Raw genomic sequence first — 24,706 nt, forward strand, 5'->3', positions numbered from 1 at the left:
ATTAACTTGGATCGAGAATTAGCATTAGAAATTGTGCGTGTTACTGAATCAGCCGCTTTAGCATCATCTCAATGGATGGGACGCGGTTTGAAAAATGAAGCAGACGATGCAGCAACAAGTGCCATGCGTTCAATGTTTGACTCTGTGAACATGCAAGGAACTGTCGTCATTGGCGAAGGGGAATTAGATGAAGCCCCTATGCTTTATATCGGTGAAGAGCTTGGGTCAGGCAATGGTCCTGAAGTCGACATCGCAGTAGACCCATTAGAAGGCACGAGTATCGTTGCAAAAGGCCATCCGAATGCCATGGCGGTAATTGCCATAGCTGATCGTGGTGCCTTACTTCATGCCCCTGATATGTATATGGAGAAAATTGTTGTAGGGCCTGAAGCAGCTGGACTCATCCGGTTAGATGATCCGATTGAAAAAACGATTGATATCGTTGCCAAAATGAACGATAAGCGAGTTCGTGATGTTACAGTGATTATTCAAGAACGTGAACGCCATGCCGAATTAGTCGAACGTATTCGTGCAAAAGGGGCGCGTGTAACCTTATTCGGCGACGGTGATGTAGGTGCTTGTATTGCTACTGCGATGCCTCGAACAGGAATCGATCTATTCGTTGGTACCGGTGGAGCTCCAGAAGGTGTCATCTCAGCTGCTGCCATCAAAACACTAGGAGGCGACATGCAAGCCCGCCTTGTTCCAATGAATGCTGACGAAGAAGCGCGCTGTAATAAAATGGGCTTAGAAGACACGTCACGTGTTCTTCAACTTCACGACTTAGTAAAAAGTGACGACGCCATTTTCGCGGCTACAGGTGTATCAACAGGAGAACTATTAGAAGGCGTACGGTTTTTAGGCAGTGACCTTGTAGAGACTGATTCAATTGTTATGCGTGCAAAAACAGGCACAGTAAGGTATATTAAAGCCACACACCGCCTGAATCAGAAGCCGCACCTCGTTATGCCGGAATAGTTGGTTCAAAGGCTAGGTCGGTTCTGTTAATGGCTCGGAAGGGGTGAGCGAAATTGTCAGAACGCTTTTATCTTTATAACGATCAAGAGGATACTAAAACGCGTTATGTAAGTTTTATGGGCGAAGAACAACGATTTGATTTAGCGATTACAACAACATCAAGATACTATGGCAAAAAGCTTGTCATGAACACGCTTTCCAATCGATTTGCGATTATCGGCACCGACGACCTTGACGAACCTGGCTATTTGGAACATGTTTTTCAGCTTAGTGCAGACGAAGCAAATGAGCTCAGGCAATTTTTATACGAAGTCATATAGTTTCAGTTGCAATTTAAAGGTAAATAAACAGCCACCACTTTTCAAAATGTGGTGGCTGTTTTTTATAAAAAGCTTTTTTATAAATGCTTGTTATATATTTTTCAGTTTTTCAGCGTGAGAGTTCAACTCAAATGATCGCGGAGGGCAAGCTCATTTGTCCGTAACATCATTTTGAGTTGAAAAAAACGCTCCAAAAACAACAAACCTTACGAAAACAGCCTTATAAGAAAACCTCTATGAAGATTTCCTTTTTTCTTTTACCTTCTTTATAACAAAATAAGAACAGCCAAAATTACAGTACTCATATAAATATTCGGGTAAAGAGCTGATTTTAGATTCAGATGGAGACTTGCGGTGCTGGTCGTCAAAGAATCCTTTTAAACGCAGCTGGTTATAACCCCAATCTCCGACAATGTAATCATATTTATTCAAAACATCACTATAACGTCCTTTAAAATCTTCTTCCACCCAGCCCTCTTTTACGTTTTCTACAAGTTCGTATTGGTTTCCCTGGACACGAATCATCTCTGACACCTCACTTTACTCTCTTTATCTTGCCTTACTTTAAAGAAAATTTCAATGTTTTTCCCAATTAGCCACCACAAATTACCGCTCTTAAGGTAGTAGGTTATGGTGAACCCTACTGATTAGGAGGTGGAAAATGATGAAACGTGTAATAACGTTAGCTCTTGTGTCAGCACTCGCCGCAACAGGTTGTGGTGGAGAAATGGATCAAACAAACGAAACTCGCGATGGACAATGGAATCCTATGATGATGAGAAGCCAAAACACAACTGAAGGCTATAATGTCATCAATCGTGAGTCTGCAGATCATGATCAATATTTAGAGTTCGGTTTTGTCCGTAACTCAAAAGCAAATGCTCAGGAAGAGAAATATCCGGGCTATGCTGTTTATGACCGTGAGCTACTGGCAAACAGTATTAGTGAAATGGCGGCAGTCATTCCGAGTGTTGAAGACTGTGGTGTGCTCGTAACTTCAGATCAAGTATTAATGGTGTACGAAGCTCAGGATACTAACAATCTCGACCGTAACGATGTAGCTGACCAAGTAAAGAAAACAGCGCTTTCTGTCGTACCTTCCTATTACGAAGTGTACGTCAGCGATGATATGACAATGATGGATGAAATTGAACGTTTCGGTGGTTTATCTCCAGAATCTGATGAATACGAAGATTCTTTAGAACAGACCATTGAACAATTCAAACAATATCCGCAAGGTGAATCGATCAGCGAGGATGAATTACACTATAACGATAATGATGACATGAGTTAATCAAAAAAACTTTCATTACCTTACATGATATTTTCGGCGATCTATTGATATAGGGATGATGACATCATCTTTGTAACAAAAAACTATACACTCTAAAAAAGCTGGCTTTAAAAGTATGTTTCAACTTTGTAAAGCCAGCTTTTTGCTATTTTACACATTAACTTTCAGCAGCGTTGACTTGTTCGTCTGCATGGTAAGAAGAACGAACAAGAGGACCTGACTCACAATGTTTAAAGCCTTTACTCATCGCAATTTCCTTAAGTTCCGCAAACTCTTCTGGAGTCCAGTACTTTTTGATTTTCAAGTGCTTTTTCGAAGGCTGCAAATATTGGCCAATTGTCATAATATCAACATTGGCTGCCCTTAGGTCGTCCATTGTTTCAATAATTTCTTCCTTCGTTTCACCTAACCCGATCATAATACTTGATTTAGTCGGGATTTTAGGCTGCATTTCTTTTGCTCGCTTTAAAAACTCTAAAGAGCGCTCATACGTGGCACGAGCTCGAACACGTGGAGTTAAACTGCGAACGGTTTCAATATTATGGTTTAAAATATCTGGTTTTGCATCCATCAGTGTTTCTAAGTTTTCAAACCTTCCCATCATATCGGAAGGTAGTACTTCGACGGTTGTATTTGGATTTCTACGACGAATGGCACGAACCGTCTCAGCAAATACTTGAGCACCGCCGTCTTTTAAATCGTCACGTGCAACGGCTGTAATAACGGCATGCTTTAATCCCATTTGTTCTACAGATTCTGCTACTCGTTCTGGTTCTTCGAGATCAAGCTCAGTTGGAAGGCCTGTTTTCACAGCACAAAAACGACACGCACGGGTACAAATATCTCCTAAAATCATAAAAGTGGCGGTTTTACGAACAGCCCAGCATTCATGAATGTTTGGACAGCGGGCTTCTTCACAAACAGTATGTAATTTCTTCTCACGCATCATCTTTTTAAGTCCAGTATAAGACTCATTCGTATTCAGTTTTATTTTAAGCCATTCGGGCTTACGAATATATTCTTCTTTTTTAGCCATGAAGTTCACTCTCCTGCTTTAATATCTTTGACTCCCATAAATCAAAAATGTTGAACAGCATATCATCAGTATTCCAATTTTCAATATTACCATTAGTAACTTTAACATGAAAACCTAGAAATCTCAAAGGGACGGCTTATTGGAAGGATTTGTCGGGATGGTTTTCCACTGTTTTTCCCAAAACTATATACATGATGAACATATTTCGGCAATAAGAAAAACCGCATACAACGTTAGCTTCCGCCGCATGTTTTAAAGTCTCAAGGATGCTTTTCCCTTGAGACGAGCGGCGTGAAGGTAGCTGCCCGCTCAATAAATTCTTATCTTTTAGGCTCTGTTAAAGTTCGGTGTTGTTAGAGAAATGCATTGAAAAGTTTGCCCGCGGAAAGCGTCCTCCGATAGCGATGTCACAATATCAACAACAAGCTTTAACAGAGCCATCTTTTAAAAATAACACGATTTAATTTTATCATTTCTTCGGTTGTTGAAAACGATCTTTTAGAAAGGAGATTTCACCAATGAAACGAGCTTCATTACTTTTTCTTCTCTCGGTTCTTTTTCTAATCATCTGTCCCACAAGCATCTTCGCTAACTTAGAGGACATGTCTTCAGAACAAATTTATGAAGAACGCATGGCGTTATATAAAAAAACTGAAGCGATTACCGGAGTTCCGTGGTATTACCTGGCAGGTGTAGATAGTTATGAAAGAGGGCTAAGGCGAGCAAGAAAGGATTTACCTGATGACGAGGGGCTAATTGGCATTCTTATTCCCTCAGACAAATGGAGTGGAATAGAAAACCCTAACCAAGAAGATACAAATCCAGTCTCGCTCTCAATTTTTGATGGGGTAGGGAAAGACGGGAATGGAGATGGAGAAGCAGACCAAAAAAATGACGAGGATATTCTTTTCACTTTTGCCGACTATTTAGCTAACTTTGGTACTGACAAAGACAGTGTGCGAATCGGCTTATGGGATTATTATCAAAGAGACAAAGCGATTGAGTTGATTACTGGTCATGCGAATGTGTATCGAACTTATAACACACTTGACCTTCGTAAACGGATGTTCCCACTACCTCTTAACTATAATTACAGCTACAGAAATACGTGGGGTGACACACGCGGGTGGGGCGGTCGTCGAATCCACGAAGGAACAGATCTCTTTGCTGGTCACGGTACTCCCGTGCGAGCAACTACCTATGGTATCGTTGAATTAAAAGGGTGGAACAAATTTGGTGGTTGGCGCATTGGTATTCGCGATACGAGTAACGTATATCATTACTTTGCACATTTAACCGGATTTGAAAAAGGTATGCAGCGGGGCACCATCGTTGAACCCGGAACCGTTCTCGGATATGTGGGCAGCTCTGGATACGGGAAACCAGGTACCCAAGGAAAATTCCCTCCTCACCTCCACTATGGTATGTACAAAGATAACGGCTATTTCGAATGGTCCTTTGATCCCTACCCATCGCTTAAATCATGGGAAAAAGCAGAACGACAAGCCAGTAGGAAAAAATAAAAGCTCAAGCGACTAAGGACAGACCCGGCACATATGAATTTTGCACATAGAAGTTGACAAGGCTAACACTTCACCGCTGGAGCTAGACATCGAAATGTGTTCTGACTATAAGAAAAACCGCATAGCAGTCTTTTATTAAAAACAGCGTCAGCTCGCATGTTTTGAATGGAATTTCCAACCTTTATAGGATACGACCTGTGCTCGGTCGCTCTATAAATTCTTACAAAATTAAAAAGGTCGCCCCCAATTTTAAGGAGACGACCTTTTTAATTTATATTACAAAAAGTTGATAATTAAGATTAACGCGATACCAAGTGGAGCAACAATTCGCAGGAACCAAATCCAGATGCTCCCAAGTACAGAATCTGTAAGACCTGTTTCTCTTAAAGCTTCACTCTTATTCCATCCCCAACCGACAAACAGAGCAATAACTAAGCCACCAAGTGGAAGGAAATAACGATCTGTTAATAAATCTACGGCATCGAGGAAGGCATGCCCGAAAATTGTAAAGTCAGTTAATGGACCACCTTGACTTAAAGCTGAAGGAATACCGACGAGCGTAACAATACCACCTACAACAACGGTAGCAAGCTTACGATTCCAATTGAACTTACGCATCGCATAAGAAACACTTACTTCGAGAAGTGAAATCGCTGATGACAAAGCCGCAATCGCCACTAAGAAGAAGAAGAGAATCCCAAACATCGTACCTCCGCCGCCCATTTGATTAAAAACCTCAGGCAAGGTAATAAAGATTAATGCCGGACCATCAGAAGGCTCCAAGTTAGCGAATGTAAATACCGCTGGAAAAATCACGAGACCCGCAATGATGGCAAATAACGTATCAAACACCACAACTGTTCCAGCTGCACTTGGAAGCCGTGTTTCCTTAGGCAAGTAACTACTGTAAGTTATCATAGCCCCCATCCCAAGTGATAACGTAAAGAACGCTTGTCCTATAGCTGCTAAATATACACTAGGATCTCCAAATGCTCCCCAGTCAGGTTGGAACAAAAACGCAAGTCCGTCTGCAGCACCGTCCAATGTTAAACTGTAACCTGCTAAGAAAATTAAAATAACGGCTAATAATGGCATGAAGATTTTATTAGAAAGTTCAATTCCTTTCTTAATACCAAAGAAAACAATCCCGACAACTACTGTCATGAATAGGACTTGCCAAAATACCGGACCTACAGAGCCTCCGATAAATTCTCCAAAAAAGTCTCCATATTCACCAGCACCAACAGCGCCAGCTGCTCCCGTTAAATAACTATATAAGAAAAAGATAACCCACCCGGCAATAACACCGTAAAAGGATAAAATTAAAAAGGATGAGGCAACTCCTAGAATACCACCTAACACCCATGGTTTTTGTGGTGCAATGGTATTAAAAGAACCAATGACATCCTGCTGACCTCTACGACCGATTGAAAATTCAGCCAATAAGACTGGTAAACCAACAAGGAAAATACATAAAATATAAATAAGTAAAAATGCGGCTCCTCCACTGTCACCAGCGACATATGAAAAACGCCAGATATTACCTAACCCGACAGCAGAACCTACCGCAGCTAGAATAAAACCCGCTTTTGTTCCCCATCTTTCACGACCCATACTCATTGTTGAAAACTCCTTTCTCTCTCTACCTTTTATAAACATTGAGTTTTTCGTATTTTCTGACTTTTTAGTACAAAAGAATGACTAAAATTGTCCCCTTTTCACAACCTCCCCATGCTCATAATTGGTTATGTGGTCTTATTATAAAATGCCTATCTGAGTTTGTAAAGATATTTTTGCAAAATTCTACAAAAGCTGAAATATAAAATAACTTGGCTAGGTCATATTATATTAAGACTCAAAAAATACTTGGTATTACATAGTATTTCCTCATTAATTTTACCATGACATTTTGTGTTCTAGCTCTACAAAAGAGTAAGAAAATATTGTATTAGAATATTAATTTAATTAGTCACCATTCTAAGAAAAAGCGCAAGGCGACCGGGTACCCGAAGAAATAAACGATCCGATGGCGCCTGAAGCTAGACATTGAAACGTAGATTTTTTTTACTTTCTGAACTCTAAAGAAAACTTGGCTTACCGCCAAGCCTTAGTTGCGCTTATACTTTATTCCTTTACAGAAGTTAAACTTTCCTAAAGTACAAAAAAACCGCATTTGGTCTTTTATTAAAACAGCGTTAGCTTCCGCCGTATGTTTTTAAGGCTCAAGAACGAGCAGCGTGAAGGTAGCTGTCGCGCTAAACTTTCTCTAGAAAAAACCTGACCCAAGAAAGGTCACCCCCTCTTAGGCCAGGCCATTTTAATCTGCCGTTAACGGTTTTATGATTAATTTCAAGACAAATACGATAGCCACAAAAACTGCGAGAGCCGCTGCAAGAGCAATCAGTAAGCTTCCAGTGAAGCCTAAGACTAAGAAGCCAACTACTGTAATCAGACCGACTAACAAGGCATACGGAAGCTGTGTAAGCACGTGGTCAATGTGATGACTTCCCGCCCCAGTTGAGGATAGTATCGTTGTATCTGAAATTGGTGAGCAGTGATCTCCAAAAATAGCTCCTGCCAATACTGCTGCTAATACCGGAAGCAATAAGGTTATATCTGTTTGTGCTGCAATTTCTCCAGCAATCGGTAGCATGATCCCAAAAGTCCCCCAGGAAGTTCCTGTGGTAAAGGCCATAAACCCAGCGAGTAAAAAGAGTACTGCAGGCAAGTAAGCGAGATTCATGTTCCCATTTACTACCTCAGCTAAATACTCCCCTGTACCTAAAGCACCAATAATTTCAATAATCGTCCATGCAAAAATTAAAATGTAGATAGCTGGAAGCATCGATTTTACACCAGCCCATAGTCCGACGCCGAAATCTTTTACAGGCACACTTCTCATAAAGGCAATTGCAATCGTCACAACAAGACTTATCAATCCGCCATATAAAAGTGAAGCAGCTACGTCAGTATTTTCAAATGTAGCTAACAAGCTAGCTGTTCCTTCAGTTGCCTGAATTCCTGTAATAACCATGAATAAAACAGTTGCGACAATCAATGTGATGATTGGCCACACTAGGTCACCTACTCTTCCATTGACAACCGGCTCTCCATTTTCACTCTCTCCAGGGATTGCACCTTTTTCATGGTCTACTAGGTCACCTGTCTCTATCGCGCGCTGTTCATGGACACGCATAGGTCCGAAGTCAAGACGGAAATAGGCAACGGCAAAAACAAGCAACACGGCGAAAATCGCATAAAAGTTCATAGGCGCTATGATTAAAAACGCCTGAAGTGCTTCATATTGTGTGACGCTATGAGTAACGAGAATCGATCCGATAATCGTAATAATATAAGCCCCCCAGCTTGATACCGGAGCAATCACGCACATAGGTGCAGCCGTTGAATCAACCAAATAGGCTAGTTTCGCACGTGAAATACGATGACGGTCGGTCAAAGGACGGCTCACATTCCCTACTGTTAAACTGTTAAAGTAGTCATCAATAAAAATTAAAATTCCAAGAAATGCTGAAACAAATTGAGCACCCATTCGCGTTTTCACTCGGCTTAACGCCCATTCACCAAACGCGCGACTGCCTCCTGTGATCGTAATCAATGAGGCAATGATACCAAGAATAATTAAAAATAATAGAATGTAAAATTCCCATGTGTTCACACCTTCCCCTGGAACGTAGAAAATGCCAGTAACAATAGCAATGATTTGAGCGAGTGCTTCATTGACAAACATTTCTTCTGTTTGATTGACCATGAGAGCCCCGACAATGATTCCAACTCCTAGTGAAAGCAGAACCCGCTTTGTAATCATCACCATAATTAATGCTAATATCGGTGGCAGTAAAGATAATGCACCGTGGTCCATAATTGTTCCTCCTCGATAAAATAATGTATAGGTTGTCCATTTAGGTTGCTAAAAGAGTGCTTCCCTATTCAGCATCTTAAGAAAGTAGCTCAACAATCATTTGATAGGTTATAAGGTCACTTCTGAGAACTTCAAACATTTTTCCATTAAAAAAAGGCAACGCCGGACGGATCTCCAACGTTACCTTAATAAACAAGGTTAGCGATCCCCAACAAGAAATGAGTCAGTAGTTCTCCACTACGGTTTCCCGAGTGACAGTGCTGCATTTTTTAAATACAACCCCAGCTAGGTAGTTTTGGACAAATTACCCGCTTCGGCAAAGATCCCTTTTTGTATCGTTCGTAGATGTCCATTCTCCTGATACATATTCATAACCTTCGCGCCTCTACCTCACCCACAACGTGATGAGGTATTACTATAATCGATTCAATTGTCAAACTGTTTATGATTTTATCAGAGGATCGTAAACAATGCAATAATTATTCTATTTCCAGATAATGCTCCCTTTCATTTGATTCATCTTCGACTAGCTTTTGAACCTTATCAACTTACAATTTCTCCAATACGACAGTAGTTTACTAGGTGAGGAGAGAACGCTACCTTTTTCTCTAATTTAAGAACCCTTTAATTATTTATCTCCACATCTATTTCTTCATTTACCTCACCGTCTACCTCCTCGTCATTTCCTTGAGTTGGCTGGTTTAATATCGCTGGAAAAACGCCATTATCGCCACCTGCACTATAAAACTCAGGTACATCTCCTTGTAAAAATACCACTGCTACCGGTAAGGAAGTAGATACGACTTCTGTCTTTGTTGAAAATGGGATAACGATCTTAACATCCACTTCCATATCTACGGTAATGGTAATTTGTGTATTATTTATGCCTAATTCTATAGCTTCATGACTAAATTCTGATTTTACATCGCCAATAGCAGAAAAACGAACAGGTACTCGAGGACCTAAATGTGCGAGTAAAGCGTTATTTGTAGCTTGCCCTATAGGGATCATATGAATAATACCATCCTCAGTTATCGATACACCATCTCTTTCTATGTCAACATCACTTGGTATATATATGTCTCTAACCCTACCATGCTCAATATCATTAAGGTAAGATTGTACGCTATCTGTCACTTGATGTAAGAATTCGTTGGCTAGAGATGCATTGAATTGTACAGCGGTAACTTTTCCATTTTCAGTTGTTACATACTCGATCATTTCCTCATTTAAATCAGCACCTTGCTGGATTTTTTTTGTTATGGCGTGATTAATAGCTAGTGTCCCAATTCTTTGCGTTTCGGTATTTGCAATATTCAAAAGGGTAGGCCTTATACCCTTTTCTACAATATATAGTCCTTGAGCAGTTAATAAAATAAAAATGATAAATGAAATTAAGAAGACATAACGAAAAGGCAGTGGTCCTCTTCGCTTATGTTTAAATCTAAATAAACGAAAGTTCTTCTTTTTCCTTATTCCCATGGCCCCCACCTCTCTTATGCTGCTATCTTTTACGTGGCCGTGTTCAATAAGATTTGATAAAGACTCACCAACGTGATGTTCTCGGTGTCACCCTTTCATATTCTCTTAATTTTTTTTTGAAATGGCGTCATTAATGGAGCTGAGGACTCTTTCGCCTCCTTAAGTTTGATCGGTCGAAACCCTCGCTTCATTTCAGCTACTCCCTCACCTTCTTAATACATATGCAAAGATGTACGGGGTCAGACCCCGTACAATTTTGTAAAATGTAGCATTGCTACTTTTTGAAAATCAAAAGCCCTACTCGACTCGCTTAGAGCCAAATAGGGCTTGATTCAAGAAAAACCGCATAGCTTTCTTATATTAAAATGATTGAAAAAAGTGCTTAAACCTCAATCCTTTTTACTACAAATGAAAGGGTTCTTTAGAACTTAATTAACCATTTTACGGTAACGATCACAGATCAGCATCAAGAGTCCGTTCGAAGAATTAATCTGTGCATGCTTTTTAATCACGTATTCTACTCCGTGTTCTACTATCTCTTCATGGAGCTGGACCGCTTCTGGGTCTGAAGCATTTCTATAATTTAATGCCGCTACGATAACATCCAACAGATAGTCAGGTTTACCGCTTCTCTCAATTAGTTGAATAGCAGGAGAAATCAATCTCTCTTGAAACCCGAGTTTACGAAGAGGAGTACGCCCTACTCGCCTGACATCATCCTTTAGTTCAGGGTTTGTAAAACGCGTGAGTACTTTTTCGATATACTCTTTTTGTTCGTTTTTAGTAAATAGCGGATACTTCTTTGTGAGCATCTCACCTGTTTCTTTAAGGGCACCTAAAACTGTTGAATAGACAGAGTCATCAGCCATTGCATCTGCAATTGTCTGATACCCATGAGAAAATCCTACATAGGCTGCGGCAGCATGACCCGTATTAACGGTAAACAATTTACGTTCAATAAATGGTGTCAACTCTTTTACATAGAGAGCCCCTGGAATACGAATATCATCACGCTTAACTTTAGACTCCTCAATTACCCATTCATAAAACGGTTCCACTCGAACCGCTAATCCGTCACCTGACGTTTGTTCAGGAACAATTCGATCAACAGCAGCATTCGGAAACCCTGCAATCGATTCAATAGTATGAATTTGATTTGGGTCTAGTTGTTCAAAGGTGTGCGCTTTTAACTTTTCACTCCCACCAACCATGTTTTCACACGCAATGACATCGACAGGCTGTTTCGTACGCTTACTTCGAAGTAGCAAACCTTTTTGAATTAATGGAGCTATCAATGATAAAATTGCTGGCCCCACAGCGGTCGTTATAATATCAGCAGATGCAACAGCCTCTACTGCTCTTTCTGGCTCGAGTTGACTATTGATCCCATGTACATTGGTGACAGTATGGTGTTCATTTTCTTTTGCTGCCAAAATAACTTCGTATTGTTTTCTTGTGTTTAAAGCTTGAATAACACTTTCATTAACATCAATAAACGTGATCTCTGCATTGTCTTGGTGCAATAATTGTCCGATAAATCCTCGCCCGATATTTCCTGCTCCAAAGTGAACAGCTTTCATTAACCAATCTCCTCAAATAGTTCTAATAGCTCTTCAGCAGTCGTAGCAGAGACCATCTTTTCAATATTGTCAGTTTCAGAACAGACTACTGCAATCTGTGAAAGAATCTCTAGATGTTCATCATTTTTGCCAGCAATACCTATGAGAACCTTAACTTCGTTTCCATCAAAGTCCACTCCTTCAGGTGCTTGCACGATTGAAATTCCAGAATGATGAACTTCTTTCTTGGAGTCTTCTGTTCCATGTGGGATCGCAACAAAATTGCCCATGTAAGTTGAAGTTAATTCTTCACGCTCTTTCATTTTATTAATATATTCTTTTGAAGCATATCCTTTTTCAACTAAAATATTCCCTGTTAATTCAATTGCCTCAACCTTATTACCTGGCTTTGCATTTAATAAAATATTATCCTTATTTAATATCGTATTACTCATTATGAACACTCCTTATAAAGATTTTAAATAGTCATCAAATATTTTTGATAAAAGCTGAAAAACCTCTTGCTTTTTCCCATGCTCAAATATATAAAAACTTTCTTCATCTTGAATAATGGCTGAGCTTATCGAACTCAAAACTTGCACCACTTCTTGAGAAGCATGAAGAGGAGCCAACATACATAACATTGTCCTCATATCATGTTCACTTTCATCCATCCCCTTCACTTTTATACTCTTTTCCAGACGAATGATTTGAAATACAGGCCTTAGAATATATTCGCTTCTTGCATGAAACAAAGCGATAGATGTACCGGGAATTCCAAGGCCCCCCAATGCTTCTCTCTCTGTTAATGCAGTTTTAACTTTTGAAGCAGATGCTATTTTTCTTTCCTTTTTAAGCTTTAGGCACAATTCTTCAAGAAGTTCTTCTAAGTTAACTTTATTCTCATCGAAAATATTCACCTGTTCTAGTACTTCAACAATGGTGCTTATCGTTTTTGAATAAGACTCAAAATGGGCCAATACATAATTTCTACTATCATGATCTTCTATCATTTGAGTTTCCGGCTTCAAATGTTGAACAAACGCTTTAATTTTTTCCGCTTCTTTTTCAGGTAAAAAAGGATTTACCACGAAATATTCTTGATCCACCTTTGGAAGCGAAATTGTCGAGACAACAAGATCATAATCGTCAATATCTATGCTTGAAAGCTCATTCAGTGAGGTTGTTTCAATTTTACTAATAAAAGGTATTTCCCTTTGTAATCGGGAAGCTAGCATTTTAGATGAACCAATACCACTCGAGCAAACGACCAAAGCCTTAAGCTCTTGTTTTCGTTGATATTTATTCATTGCAGATCCAAAATGCATAACCAAGTAGCCAATTTCCTCATCAGGTATGTTAAGGTCAGGAAATACTTCTTCCAGTGTACTTTTAATAACATCAAATAAATGTTTATAATCATTTTTAATTTGATGCACCATTGCATTATGGATTTTCATACCTTCCCGTAGCCTGTATAATGCCGGATGTAAATGAGACAGTAAACCTTGCAACAGAGAGTGATCATTTACGAGCTTAGGTGTACTTAGTTTTCTACTGACTAGACGGACAAGTTCCTTTGCTGATACCGCTAATTCAAGGTTTGTTTGTTCAAGAGGAACGTCTTGCTCTGCGCTAAGTTTTGCTCCTCGAAGATGCATCGTAATATATCCGATTTCTGATTGAGGAATGACTAAATTAACTTGTTGTCCTAACCTTTCAGCTAACTTTTTAGCTAGAGGAAATTCCGGCGTTTCAAGTAATTTTTCCAGGTAATTGTCTTCCATTTTAATTTCTTCACCTAGACGAATCCTTTCAATAGCTAATGTTAGATGAATAACAAGCCCTATATGGGCAGTATCTGCCATGGAATATGGTAATTCCGCACGAATAGTACTTACACCCCGCTCAACAACCCGCAGCTTTTCGCGGTCAACAAGGTGAAGAAGACGTTCGGAAACTGTATTCATGGTGCTCTCATAGGTCTCACCATGAACCATTTGAAAAAAATCATCTTGATTTACTTGTTCCATTAAAAGTCGGCTCATCGCTCTTCGTTTGCTCTGTTCAGACCCTCTCAATTCAATTCCGGATCCTCTTTTTCGGATAACATCTACCTGAAAGTTTTTGAGCCAGTCACTCACCTTTGATAAATCAGCGCTTATCGTAGCTACTGTTACATTCAGTTCGCTTGCTAACGAAAAAAGCTTTACCGGTTCTCTTAATTCTAGAAGTCGGCTAATTAATAGCACTTTTCTTTCATCTGGAGTATACTCATCACGTCCAAGCTGAAATAAATATCTCTTTAATTCAAGTAGTTGCTCTTCTTCGGTAATCAGGGATAGTCCGAGACCAGACTGTTTTACCAGCCTTATCCCGAACTCTCCAAGTACATCCTCGACTCCTTTTAAATCTCTGTGAATTGTTCGTTCACTCACATCAATAACCTGTGAGATCTCTTTTATCGTGATCCCATTTAGATGATCGAACAGCACTTCAATAATTTGTCGTTCACGAGCGGAGATATACATGACCATCCCCCTCCACTAATTTTTTGAAGAAACTTATTTTAATCTATCAACAAGTTCATCGTATTTTGGACTGCCAAGAAAATTATCTACAGAAAAATGCTCTGCATCTGGGAGTTTGTCAACAGCTCGTTCTGTTAAATCTTTGTGCGTAATGACAATGTCAGCATCACTTGGCAGGTTGCTAATTGAAGTATTGGTTACCTCAATATTAATCTCAGATTTTTTGAATTTATTTTTTAAAATGGAAGATCCCATTGCGCTTGAACCCATTCCTGCATCACAAGCAAACACAACTTTTTCAACTTTTGTTGAAGATGTCGATGTGGATAATGTTTCAGCAGCTGAACTTTTCTTCCCTTTCATATCTTGCATTTTTGCAGTTGCGCCTTGAATATCTCCATCGTCTTCCGGAGCACCGCGCTTCAATATCACCGATGCAATTAAGAAGGATACGACTGTTGCCGCAATAACACCACCGTAAACTCCGATAAAGTTTCCTTGAGGAGTTAACAACGTGTAAGCAATAATACTTCCTGGTGACGGAGATGATGATAGACCAGCATCAAATAATGTGAATACGAAGATCCCGCTCATTCCACCACCGATAGCAGCTAAAATTAGTAATGGCTTCATTAGAATATATGGAAAGTATATTTCATGAATCCCACCGAAAAAGTGTATGATCGCCGCTCCAGGTGCTGACTGTCTCGCCATACCTTTACTAAATACGATATATGCAAGTAGAATACCAAGTCCTGGACCCGGGTTTGACTCTAGTAAAAATAAAATTGATTTTCCTTGTTGAAGTGCTTGCTCTGCACCAAGTGGTGACAAAATGCCATGATTGATTGCGTTGTTTAAAAAGAGTACTTTACCTGGTTCGATAAAAATACTAACGAGAGGCAACAGACCGGCATTAACAATGGCTTGTACGCCTCCTGCAAGCATTGTTGTGAAGGCGACAATGATAGGACCGCCCCCAACGAGGCCAAGCATAGCCAATATCGCACCTAAAATACCTGCAGAAAAGTTATTGTAAAGCATCTCGAACCCTTGTTTGACTTTAGGTAAGAAAACGGTATCAATATTTTTAATTAAATAACCCGCAAGAGGCCCCATAATCATAGCGCCTAAAAACATCGGAATGTCAGCACCAATGATAACACCCATCGTTGCTATTGCCCCAACGACACCTCCACGAATATCATAAACAATTTTTCCACCTGTATAAGCAATTAATAATGGCAGTAAGTAAGTAATCATTGGATCTACTAACTGTTCGAATGTTGCATTAGGAAACCAACCTGTTGGAATAAATAAAGCCGTAATTAATCCCCAAGCTATAAATGCACCAATATTCGGCATAATCATACCGCTTAAAAAGCTGCCAAATCGCTGGACTCTTGATTTCAATGAACCCTTCTTTTGTTCAGCCATTTTATCTTCCCCCTTAAGTTATAAATCTTATAACTTAATCTTAAGAGCAAATGTATACGCATTCAATTGAATCTAAAGCTAATTTAGTCATAACCGTTCTTGACATTTTTATGTTAATGATACATTTAATCTATAAGTGCGTGTTCAAAAAGGAGCATAAAAGAACCGAGTAGAATCGAGGCGGCGAAGTTTTCAAACACCAGAGCGACGAGCAAGACATTGTAGAAATCACTACAAGCTGTCCCGACGGATACTCTTCGTAGCTTAACTGGCATAGAAAGAGGCATCTGATGGTAATTACGTGAGGAGCGTGAAACAAGCCAATGAGTTTCCATAGGACGTGGCGGTATTTAGCAGGAGATTCTATTCTACGACAACTATTTTTAGCGGACTTTTTGTACATCCTCTATAAGGGTCTTTTAGAGATTGTGGCTATTTCTTTTTTTGAGTGTTGGAGAATGCTTGCCAACGCTCAAGAAAGACCAAATACCAAATTTTACGAAAACAAACTTCCAAAAATTGTAATCCACCTCTAAAATAGATACAGTTTTTTAACGACCACTAAAAACCCCTGTTCAAGTCTACTCGAACAGGGGGGTTAACTTCGTATTATTTTTTTCGGTCATATACATAAAAGGTGTGGGGAAATTGGTTTCTGTCATCGACTTTGCCTTCGTAAGTTTCAGTGATTTCCCATTCTTGCTCTGAGAAAGATGGGAAATAGGTATCGCCATCAAATGAATGGTGGACTCGCGTGATGTATAAACGATCTGTGTCTTCCATTAGCTGTTCAAAGATTTTTTGTCCACCAAGAATCATAATTTCTTCGTTTTGCGACGCTAGATTCTTAACGTCCTCAAGATCGGTTACCACTTCAACACCTTCAGCTTGAAAGCGCGTATTCCTCGAAATGACAACGTTCCGTCTATTTGGCAGCGCCTTTCCAATCGACTCATACGTTTTTCGTCCCATCACAACCGTATGTCCCGTCGTTACCCGTTTAAAAAAAGCGAGGTCATTAGGTAAACTCCAAGGCAACTCATTATTTACTCCGATCAAATTATTTTCATCCATGGCCGCAATCATCGAAATCATACTGATACCTCTCCTTTAATATGGGGATGAGGGTCGTATTCCACTAATTCAAAATCATCAAACGTAAAGTCCTCAACCCGTTTCACATCGGGGTTAAGCTTCATTTTTGGCAAACTACGCGGCTCACGAGTTAATTGAAGCTTTACTTGCTCTAGGTGGTTCGAATAAATGTGAACATCGCCGAATGTATGAACAAAATCTCCATACTCCAACCCACACTCCTGTGCAATCATCATTGTCAGTAGTGAATAAGAGGCAATGTTAAAAGGAACCCCTAAAAACAAGTCTGCACTTCGTTGATAAAGTTGACAAGACAGCTTGCCATCAGCGACGTAAAATTGGAATAGGCAATGACAAGGGGATAACGCCATCTTATCCAAATCCGCCACATTCCAAGCACTCACCACGAGCCTGCGGGAATCTGGATTTGTTTTAATCTGCTCAATAATATTGCGTAGCTGATCGATCTTCTCTCCTTCAAGTGTCGGCCAAGAACGCCACTGCTCACCATACACCGGACCAAGATCTCCGTTTTCATCCGCCCATTCATTCCATATACGAACGTTGTTTTCTTTTAAATACTCAATATTAGTATCTCCTTTAATAAACCAAAGAAGTTCATGGGTAATGGCGCGCAGCGATAGTTTCTTTGTTGTCAAAAGTGGAAAACCCTCAGCCAAATCAAACCTCATCTGATGACCAAACGTACTTACAGTTCCTGTCCCCGTTCGGTCACTTTTTTCTGTACCATTTGCTAAAACGTGCTCACACAGCTCAAGATATTGTCTCATTACTGTCTCCTCCTCTTTCCTTTACTACGAAGCCGCTTTCGATAGTCTTGTCTCACATTTCATAATCATCAGATTTAGCTCTTTAGTTAAATCAACTTCATAAGGAGATATGGTTTCACCACTCTCTTTTAAGACTCGAATCACCGGCCTTGCATTCATTTCGGGATTTTGTTTCGAAACAATCCCTTCCCTGCCATCGCTTATTACCACTTCCAAACCAATAGGATAAATTGCTATTGTTTTTGCAAAAACTTCGACCATCTTCCTGTCAAAAAGCTCGTCCACCCCTGCATAAAGAAGCTCAAGCCCTTCATGTGGAAGCATTGCTTTTCGATACACTCGATTAGATGTTACAGCATCAAAGACGTCTGCAACCCCAAGAATCTTTCCAAAGAGGTGAATGTCTTTTTCCTCAATACCTCTGGGGTAACCTGACCCGTTCAATCTTTCGTGATGCTGAAAAGCACAATGGGCAGATAAAAGCGGGATCGAATGCGATTTACGTAACAAATTAAAACCGGTCGTGGCATGCTCTTTTATAAGAGAAAATTCTTTGTCTGTCAACGGTTCTTGCTTATTTAAAATATGCGACGGTATCATCATTTTTCCGATATCGTGCAAAAGCGCACCCAATCCTAATTCCTGCAGTTGCTTTTCATTCAAGCCGAGCTTCTCCCCTAAAGCGAGGGCATATACTGTTACATTTAATGAATGGTGGAAAACGTATGAATCATAAGAATAGATAGTCACTAATAAAGAAATCGCTTCTTTATGGCTTCGAACTTCCTCAAGAATCGTATTTACAACCTGTCGAAAGGAATGCCCAAGTTGATCGATTTGAAATGTTTTCTTTATTACGCTCGGGTCAGTGATCAATTGAAATGATTTTTTTATTGTTTTAATCGATTTCTGTCTCGTTTTTTCCGTAATTACTTCCTCAAACTCAATATGTTGCGATTCCTCATCGTCAATATAAACAAACGTAATACCTTTTGAGTTTAGACGCTCAATCATGTTTAGAGACAAAGGTACTCCAGCATTTACGAGAGCTTGTCCATTTTCATTGTATATTGCTTTAGCTAAGCAATCACCGATGCCTAGAGAGTGTACGGACCTTAAGCGCATGAAACGGTCCCTCCTTTGTCTAATTGTGTATAAGGATAGCTTTTGATTACTCACGCCCCCCTCTAAGTAGTGAGGCGTGATAAAAACAATTTTTATGCTAGGAGTTATCGACCATATGCAATAAGGCTTCTTTTCCGATCATTCCTTTATGAATCCCTAACTGAACCGCTTCGTGGGTGACGGATTCTAAAGGAGCTTCTAAGAGCGCATCAATCGTACGAACGCCTATTGCTCGACCGGCAACAATTTTCCTTGCAGCTAGTTTTTCATTGAGCAATGCTACATCAAGAGCCCCGCACATAATATAACCAATATCATTCGTTACCGCCATAAAGTTTGTTTTAGGCAGCTTTACTGTGACCGCGGTAAAGGGCTGACCATCAATAAACATCGGTTTCACGTCAATCATTTCTTCCACCTCTTCTTTCAGCAACCTCATAGGGTTTTCGATAGGAAAACTTGGCTTGCCGTCACACCTACATGCCGTAAACTTTAGTTGAGCTTACACTCACCCCATTAAAGAAACTAAATTCCCTTAAAGGTGTCTCAAGTATAAAGCCAACCTCTGGCTAGTAATAAAGTATGTTCGAAGCGGAAAAAAGTGATTGATTCATCGCGATACCAATCAGCTATTTGAACGATTCATTTTTTAAACTCCATGCCAATACATCTCGTAAAAATTCAGGCATAAAATACGTTTTATCTTTCAAAGTACTTATCGATGGATAGAGGTGTCCAAAAGTAAACATATCCACTGTAGCAACCTCATACGTCCTTTCACGGTCAAGAGACTCACCTCGAATTAGTACGTGCTCTGGCTGCAGAGGACCTGTACTTTCCAAGATGTCAATTCCGTCATAAACCATGGAACCAAGAATTTTTCCGCGAAAGCCAAACCCTTTTACCTTTTTATAAATCATTTCATCTTTTTCAGCTTGCCGAATAAACTCCAACAGTCTTTCCCCTGACAGTGCCACTTTTGCTGGATTAATAGGATGAGGACAAATTTTGTGAAGCTGCCCTTTTGTTACAGGACCTTTTGCCAATCCCTCGAGAATAACTCCTGAATTTAACATGCCGATTTCAGCTCCACACCAGCGTCGCAAGCCAGATACAAGAAGCTTCGTTAACGGGGTTGAATATTCCCAGTTTACCTTCCAGTCTTCAGGAAGAGTGGCAATAACTTCGTTTAAAACATCTTCTGAACGGACCTCCATCTGTTTTAACATCTCGACGGTTTCTTCGTCCTGAGAACCTGCGTCATTCGGCGTTTTAATCGTTTCTATATCCACACTTGTCATGTGGTGAGTCTCACTATCAAAAGATAGTGAGATATGGCCAATATACTTTCCTGACCGCCCACATTGATGAACCCATGTTTCGTTTATTTTTTTTCCGCCATCAAGGAGGTGGTGAGTATGAGACCCAAGGATAATATCGATTTCGGAAAATTCGTTTGCGATTCGTTCATCTTCGTGCAGTCCGAGGTGAGACAAACATACAAGAACATCAACCTCGTCTCGTAGCACTTCAATTTCTTGACGGATAATTTCAAATGGATCTTTTATTTTCCAACCAAGTGCTTTATAAAACAGATAGTACGGAACCGTAATCCCAAATACTCCGACTTTGATTTGATCTTCTGTCGTATAAATTTGATGTTTTTTTGCCCAAGTAGGAATTGAACCATCCTGCTCATATAAATTACCAACCAAAACAGAGAAGGAAGCCTCTTCATACAAACGGTCAAGCTGCGGTTTCGAAAACGTCATTCCTTCATTATTTCCAATCGTTACAGCGTCATAACCGAGGGCATTCAGCAACTCCACATTCCCTTTTCCAATGAGCCCTTCTGTGACCGGATGTACACGATCAGCATGGTCCCCGATATCAAAGAGAAATACTGGTTCTCCTTTATTCTCACCGTCTTCGCGCAATTTCTTTACTTTTGAAACGACCGACGGCCATTGGTCGAGTTGACTATGTAAGTCGTTGGTATGGATAATTTGTAGTTTCTTTATACTCAATCAGGTCACCACCTATCATTTACATCCCTGTTATTCCTTGATAAATAAGACGAATTCCAATGATAATTAGGAAAATACGTAATAAATTTACAACTGTATCACTTTTTAAACGTCGGTTAATTACGGCTCCGATTTGTCCACCTGCCCAAGCTCCTGGTATTAACGCCGCTGCATAAAGCCAATCAACATTTCCTAATGAGATATGAGAAATGGAACTAACAATCGCAGATAAAAATACAAGAAACATGGACGTAGCCACAGCCATGTGAGGTGGAAAAGCAAATAGTAATATCATCGCGGGAACCATTAAGGATCCCCCACCAATACCGAATAATCCAGAACACATACCGACTACAAAACCGATCCCAATCCCGACAACGGGCTGATATCCATATTCTATTGTTTCTCCCAGGTCATTTTCATACGTACGTCTTATGCCACCCTTTTTCGCAAGCTTGATCGGCTTGATATGCTTGCGAATCATCAGAATAAAAGAAACAATAATAATAAAAATTCCAAAAAAGATAAGAAAAGCATTGACTTCAATATCCTTGTTAAGCCAGACACCAAAGAGGGCGCCTGGACCACTGCCAGCAAAAAAGATCAGCCCACTTTTTATATCAACCTTTTTCTGCTTTATATAAGCTAACGTTGACGAAAGACCTGTAAAAATCATCACTAGAAGTGACGTCCCTACAGCTACTTGTGGCGTAATCCCGCTAAGGATTGCTGTATACCCACTTAGAACCATCAATGCTGGCACGATAATAATGCCACCGCCAAGACCCATAATACTACCTAAAATTGCCGCAAATAATCCTAATAATAAAAGAAGAATCCATTCCATGTTATGACTTCACTTTCTGTTATGAATTTTTTCAGACTTTACCGTCTGCCCAATCTCTATTATCAATCAAACAGATCCAATTGTCGAGGTGCGAGTCCTCGATAAGTAATCCCTAAAAGGTCAATCATCGTTTGTGCATTGCCTGCTGCGTGGCCACCTGAATTGTTGTTAAAAAGGACGTAAACCTCCTTCGTTTCTTTGGCAGTCTTTTGCACTTTTTCTGCCAAACTTTCCAATTGGTCGCGGCGATAATCGTATAGGTAACGCACATCTCGCCATTCTTCCCCGTTAACGGGCTTGTTCCAACCAGCAACGTTACGGCCGTGAAAACGAAACAACACAGATGATTGACCGTTCGTTTCGAGAACGAAAGGAATAGACCTGTTACCAGCTTGAGGCTCATCGCAAATACTGTGAATCCAATTTTCTTTTCTCATAAAAGAAAGCGTTTGAGATCTGTATTCTGCCGAAAACCAAGACTGGTGACGAAATTCCAGTGCACATGGCACAGATTTTAAGTATTCCTTACATATTCTTAAGTATTGAACATTCTCTTTTCTACATTCAAACCACGGCGGAAATTGACACAATACCATTGCTAGCTTTCCTTTTTCTATTAATGGCTTAAGAGAATCAAGAAAAGCGTTAAACATCTGCTCTCGGGATTCAAATAAGTTACCGTCATCACGTATGTGTCCTGTCATTCCTTGGTATGCTTTAACGACAAAACGAAAGTTATCTGGCGTTTCCCATGCCCATTTTTCCATGTTCCGAAGCGGTTGTATCGCGTAAAACGATGCGTCAATTTCAACTGTCGGAAAATAACCAGCGTACACTTTTAATTTCTCCGAGGAATTTTTCACACCTTCATACAGGGAATCATGATCTCCCCATCCGGTCAGTCCTACTCTGATCATACGCTTCTCCCTTCTGTTCTCTCTCGTTCTCATCAGAATATAGTAGTATTTTTCGTTTGTTTTTAAAATGATTCATATACAACTAAGTCCAGAGCTATGGTTCCCATACTTCTGTAACTATCTCTATTAGGCTATAACCTATACGCATTATATTTTAGTACATATGCTGTTGTGTGAATACCCTAGTTTGAACCCACATTTCTATTATAAATTGTGCGGGGACTGTCCCGCACAATTTTATTCGAAAAGTTATGGGGACAGTCCCCATAACTTTATCTAGTCCCCGAAACTTTATCTTGAAGTGCACGCAAAAAAGCGAGGCCTATGACGTAAGTCCAGACCTCGCTTAAATAATATTGACTTAACCGATGGAACCTTCCATTTCGAACTTGATAAGGCGGTTCATTTCAACGGCATATTCCATTGGTAGTTCTTTTGTAAATGGCTCGATGAAGCCCATAACGATCATTTCCGTCGCTTCTTGCTCAGAAACACCACGGCTCATGAGATAGAACAACTGCTCTTCAGACACTTTAGAGACGGTTGCTTCGTGCTCTAACGTGATGTCGTTGTTGAAGATTTCGTTGTACGGGATTGTGTCAGATGTGGATTCGTTATCCATGATTAACGTATCACACTCAATCTTAGACTTAGACCCTTCAGATTTACGGCCGAAGTGACAGATTCCACGGTACGTTACTTTACCACCTTGCTTGGAGATGGATTTAGAAACGATAGTAGAAGAGCAGTCAGGCGCTAAGTGGTGGACTTTCGCACCAGCATCCTGATGCTGTCCTTTTCCTGCAATTGCAATAGAAAGGATGTTACCACGGGCACCGCGGCCTTTCATAATAACAGCTGGATACTTCATCGTAAGTTTAGATCCAATGTTACCATCAACCCATTCCATGTTAGCACCTTCTTCAGCAACAGCACGCTTTGTTACCAAGTTGAACACGTTAGGAGCCCAGTTCTGAATTGTTGTATAACGGCAATATGCATTTTTCTTAACGATAATTTCAACTACCGCACTGTGCAAAGAGTTTGTTGTATAAACTGGAGCTGTACAACCTTCTACGTAGTGTACGGAGCTGTCTTCATCAGCAATAATTAACGTACGCTCAAACTGTCCCATATTCTCAGAGTTGATACGGAAGTACGCTTGAAGTGGTGTATCCGTTTTAATACCTTTAGGCACATAAATGAAAGATCCACCAGACCAGACCGCTGAGTTTAAGGCTGAGAATTTGTTGTCAGACGGAGGAATTACTTTACCAAAGTGTTCTCTAAAGATATCTTCATTCTCTTTAAGAGCTGTGTCAGTATCTTTAAAGACGATTCCTTGTTCTTCTAATTCTTCTTTCATATTATGGTAAACGACTTCAGATTCGTACTGAGCAGAAACCCCGGCTAAATACTTTTGTTCAGCTTCAGGAATCCCTAGCTTATCAAAGGTATTCTTGATCTCTTCGGGAACTTCATCCCAAGAGCGTTCTGACTTCTCCGATGGTTTTACGTAATACGTAATGTCATCAAAGTTCAACTCGCTCATGTCGCCACCCCATTGAGGCATTGGCATCTTATAAAACTGCTCTAATGATTTCAAGCGGAAATCGAGCATCCATTGGGGCTCATTTTTCATCCGTGAAATTTCTTCAACGATCTCTTTAGTTAATCCGCGCTTAGAACGGAAAATAGAAACGTCCTTATCGGAGAAACCATATTGATATTCGCCGATTTCTGGCATTTTCTTTGCCATTAGAAAACCCTCCCTTTGATTCTGGTAAAACCAAAACACGCTTCCTTCATCCGATACTATTTCCTTAGTCATAAAGGGAAGCTTTCTTATGACCAAGGTATTTTA

21 protein-coding genes and 1 riboswitch are annotated in these 24,706 nt (G+C 40.1%); of the genes, 4 read left to right on the forward strand and 17 right to left on the reverse strand.

All coding sequences use genetic code 11. The annotated features are described in order from the left end of the window. Window positions 1–6: 6 nt before the first annotated feature. Together glpX and CDZ94_RS10215 are read left to right on the forward strand one after the other, a co-directional pair. Window positions 7–978, forward strand: coding sequence for a class II fructose-bisphosphatase (glpX, locus tag CDZ94_RS10210; RefSeq protein ID WP_096436706.1), 972 nt, complete (start codon window positions 7–9; stop codon window positions 976–978). Window positions 979–1,031: 53 nt separating this feature from the next. Beyond that, window positions 1,032–1,298: a DUF3055 domain-containing protein gene (locus CDZ94_RS10215; protein ID WP_096436708.1), complete on the forward strand. Its 267-nt coding sequence runs from the start codon at window positions 1,032–1,034 to the stop codon at window positions 1,296–1,298. A 234-nt stretch (window positions 1,299–1,532) separates the two neighbouring features. Here the strand turns inward: CDZ94_RS10215 and CDZ94_RS10220 are convergent, their stop codons facing one another. Next, on the reverse strand, window positions 1,533–1,823 hold the full coding sequence (locus CDZ94_RS10220) for a YutD family protein (protein ID WP_096436710.1): 291 nt from the start codon (window positions 1,821–1,823) through the stop codon (window positions 1,533–1,535). A 136-nt stretch (window positions 1,824–1,959) separates the two neighbouring features. Here CDZ94_RS10220 and CDZ94_RS10225 point away from each other — a divergent pair, with 136 nt between their 5' ends. Beyond that, window positions 1,960–2,592, forward strand: coding sequence for a YhcN/YlaJ family sporulation lipoprotein (locus CDZ94_RS10225; RefSeq protein ID WP_096436712.1), 633 nt, complete (start codon window positions 1,960–1,962; stop codon window positions 2,590–2,592). A gap of 157 nt (window positions 2,593–2,749) precedes the next feature. Here CDZ94_RS10225 and lipA read toward each other — a convergent pair whose 3' ends face one another. Next, window positions 2,750–3,628: a lipoyl synthase gene (gene lipA, locus CDZ94_RS10230; RefSeq protein ID WP_096436714.1), complete on the reverse strand. Its 879-nt coding sequence runs from the start codon at window positions 3,626–3,628 to the stop codon at window positions 2,750–2,752. A 518-nt stretch (window positions 3,629–4,146) separates the two neighbouring features. Here lipA and CDZ94_RS10235 point away from each other — a divergent pair. Further along, window positions 4,147–5,151, forward strand: coding sequence for a M23 family metallopeptidase (locus tag CDZ94_RS10235; protein WP_096436716.1), 1,005 nt, complete (start codon window positions 4,147–4,149; stop codon window positions 5,149–5,151). A 276-nt stretch (window positions 5,152–5,427) separates the two neighbouring features. On the opposite strand, the gene CDZ94_RS10240 is transcribed toward CDZ94_RS10235, so the two are convergent. The 15 genes from CDZ94_RS10240 to sufB all read right to left on the reverse strand — a co-directional run bounded on the left by CDZ94_RS10240 (window position 5,428) and on the right by sufB (window position 24,601). After that, the gene (locus CDZ94_RS10240; RefSeq protein WP_096440733.1) at window positions 5,428–6,765 is read right to left on the reverse strand and encodes a sodium-dependent transporter; all 1,338 of its coding nucleotides are present in this window, start codon (window positions 6,763–6,765) and stop codon (window positions 5,428–5,430) included. A 703-nt stretch (window positions 6,766–7,468) separates the two neighbouring features. Further along, window positions 7,469–9,031: a Na+/H+ antiporter NhaC family protein gene (locus CDZ94_RS10245; protein ID WP_096436718.1), complete on the reverse strand. Its 1,563-nt coding sequence runs from the start codon at window positions 9,029–9,031 to the stop codon at window positions 7,469–7,471. Between the two features lie 219 nt (window positions 9,032–9,250). Further along, window positions 9,251–9,427, reverse strand: a riboswitch (Lysine riboswitch). Window positions 9,428–9,655: 228 nt separating this feature from the next. Continuing rightward, window positions 9,656–10,513, reverse strand: coding sequence for a sporulation protein YunB (yunB, locus tag CDZ94_RS10250; RefSeq protein ID WP_096436720.1), 858 nt, complete (start codon window positions 10,511–10,513; stop codon window positions 9,656–9,658). 428 nt (window positions 10,514–10,941) lie between these two features. Further along, entirely contained in the window at window positions 10,942–12,093 is a 1,152-nt protein-coding gene (locus CDZ94_RS10255) for a mannitol-1-phosphate 5-dehydrogenase (protein ID WP_096436722.1), read from the reverse strand. Continuing rightward, window positions 12,093–12,527, reverse strand: a complete 435-nt coding sequence (locus tag CDZ94_RS10260; protein ID WP_096436726.1) for a PTS mannitol transporter subunit IIA — start codon at window positions 12,525–12,527, stop codon at window positions 12,093–12,095. The genes CDZ94_RS10255 and CDZ94_RS10260 overlap by 1 nt, the downstream gene beginning before the upstream one ends. A 12-nt stretch (window positions 12,528–12,539) precedes the next feature. Further along, window positions 12,540–14,603, reverse strand: coding sequence for a BglG family transcription antiterminator (locus CDZ94_RS10265; protein ID WP_198520806.1), 2,064 nt, complete (start codon window positions 14,601–14,603; stop codon window positions 12,540–12,542). A 33-nt stretch (window positions 14,604–14,636) separates the two neighbouring features. Next, window positions 14,637–16,040 carry a PTS mannitol transporter subunit IIBC gene (locus CDZ94_RS10270; RefSeq protein ID WP_096436730.1) on the reverse strand — a complete coding sequence of 468 codons (1,404 nt, stop codon included), beginning with the start codon at window positions 16,038–16,040 and terminating at the stop codon, window positions 14,637–14,639. Window positions 16,041–16,649: 609 nt separating this feature from the next. Next, entirely contained in the window at window positions 16,650–17,135 is a 486-nt protein-coding gene (locus CDZ94_RS10280) for a dihydrofolate reductase (RefSeq protein WP_096436735.1), read from the reverse strand. After that, window positions 17,132–17,926 carry a thymidylate synthase gene (locus CDZ94_RS10285; protein ID WP_096436737.1) on the reverse strand — a complete coding sequence of 265 codons (795 nt, stop codon included), beginning with the start codon at window positions 17,924–17,926 and terminating at the stop codon, window positions 17,132–17,134. The genes CDZ94_RS10280 and CDZ94_RS10285 overlap by 4 nt, the downstream gene beginning before the upstream one ends. Window positions 17,927–17,950: 24 nt before the next feature. After that, complete coding sequence (locus tag CDZ94_RS10290; protein WP_096436739.1) at window positions 17,951–19,051, reverse strand: HD-GYP domain-containing protein; 1,101 nt, start codon at window positions 19,049–19,051, stop codon at window positions 17,951–17,953. A gap of 97 nt (window positions 19,052–19,148) precedes the next feature. After that, window positions 19,149–19,460, reverse strand: coding sequence for a YunC family protein (locus CDZ94_RS10295; protein ID WP_096436741.1), 312 nt, complete (start codon window positions 19,458–19,460; stop codon window positions 19,149–19,151). Window positions 19,461–19,680: 220 nt separating this feature from the next. Next, window positions 19,681–21,078, reverse strand: a complete 1,398-nt coding sequence (locus CDZ94_RS10300) for a bifunctional metallophosphatase/5'-nucleotidase (protein WP_096436743.1) — start codon at window positions 21,076–21,078, stop codon at window positions 19,681–19,683. 19 nt (window positions 21,079–21,097) lie between these two features. Beyond that, entirely contained in the window at window positions 21,098–21,925 is an 828-nt protein-coding gene (locus CDZ94_RS10305) for a sulfite exporter TauE/SafE family protein (RefSeq protein ID WP_096436745.1), read from the reverse strand. Window positions 21,926–21,987: 62 nt separating this feature from the next. Beyond that, window positions 21,988–22,842, reverse strand: a complete 855-nt coding sequence (locus CDZ94_RS10310; RefSeq protein WP_096436747.1) for a DUF72 domain-containing protein — start codon at window positions 22,840–22,842, stop codon at window positions 21,988–21,990. A gap of 361 nt (window positions 22,843–23,203) precedes the next feature. After that, window positions 23,204–24,601 carry a Fe-S cluster assembly protein SufB gene (gene sufB, locus CDZ94_RS10315; protein ID WP_096436749.1) on the reverse strand — a complete coding sequence of 466 codons (1,398 nt, stop codon included), beginning with the start codon at window positions 24,599–24,601 and terminating at the stop codon, window positions 23,204–23,206. Window positions 24,602–24,706: the final 105 nt, after the last annotated feature.

The organism is Alteribacter populi, assembly GCF_002352765.1.
GTDB lineage: Bacteria > Bacillota > Bacilli > Bacillales > Salisediminibacteriaceae > Alteribacter > Alteribacter populi.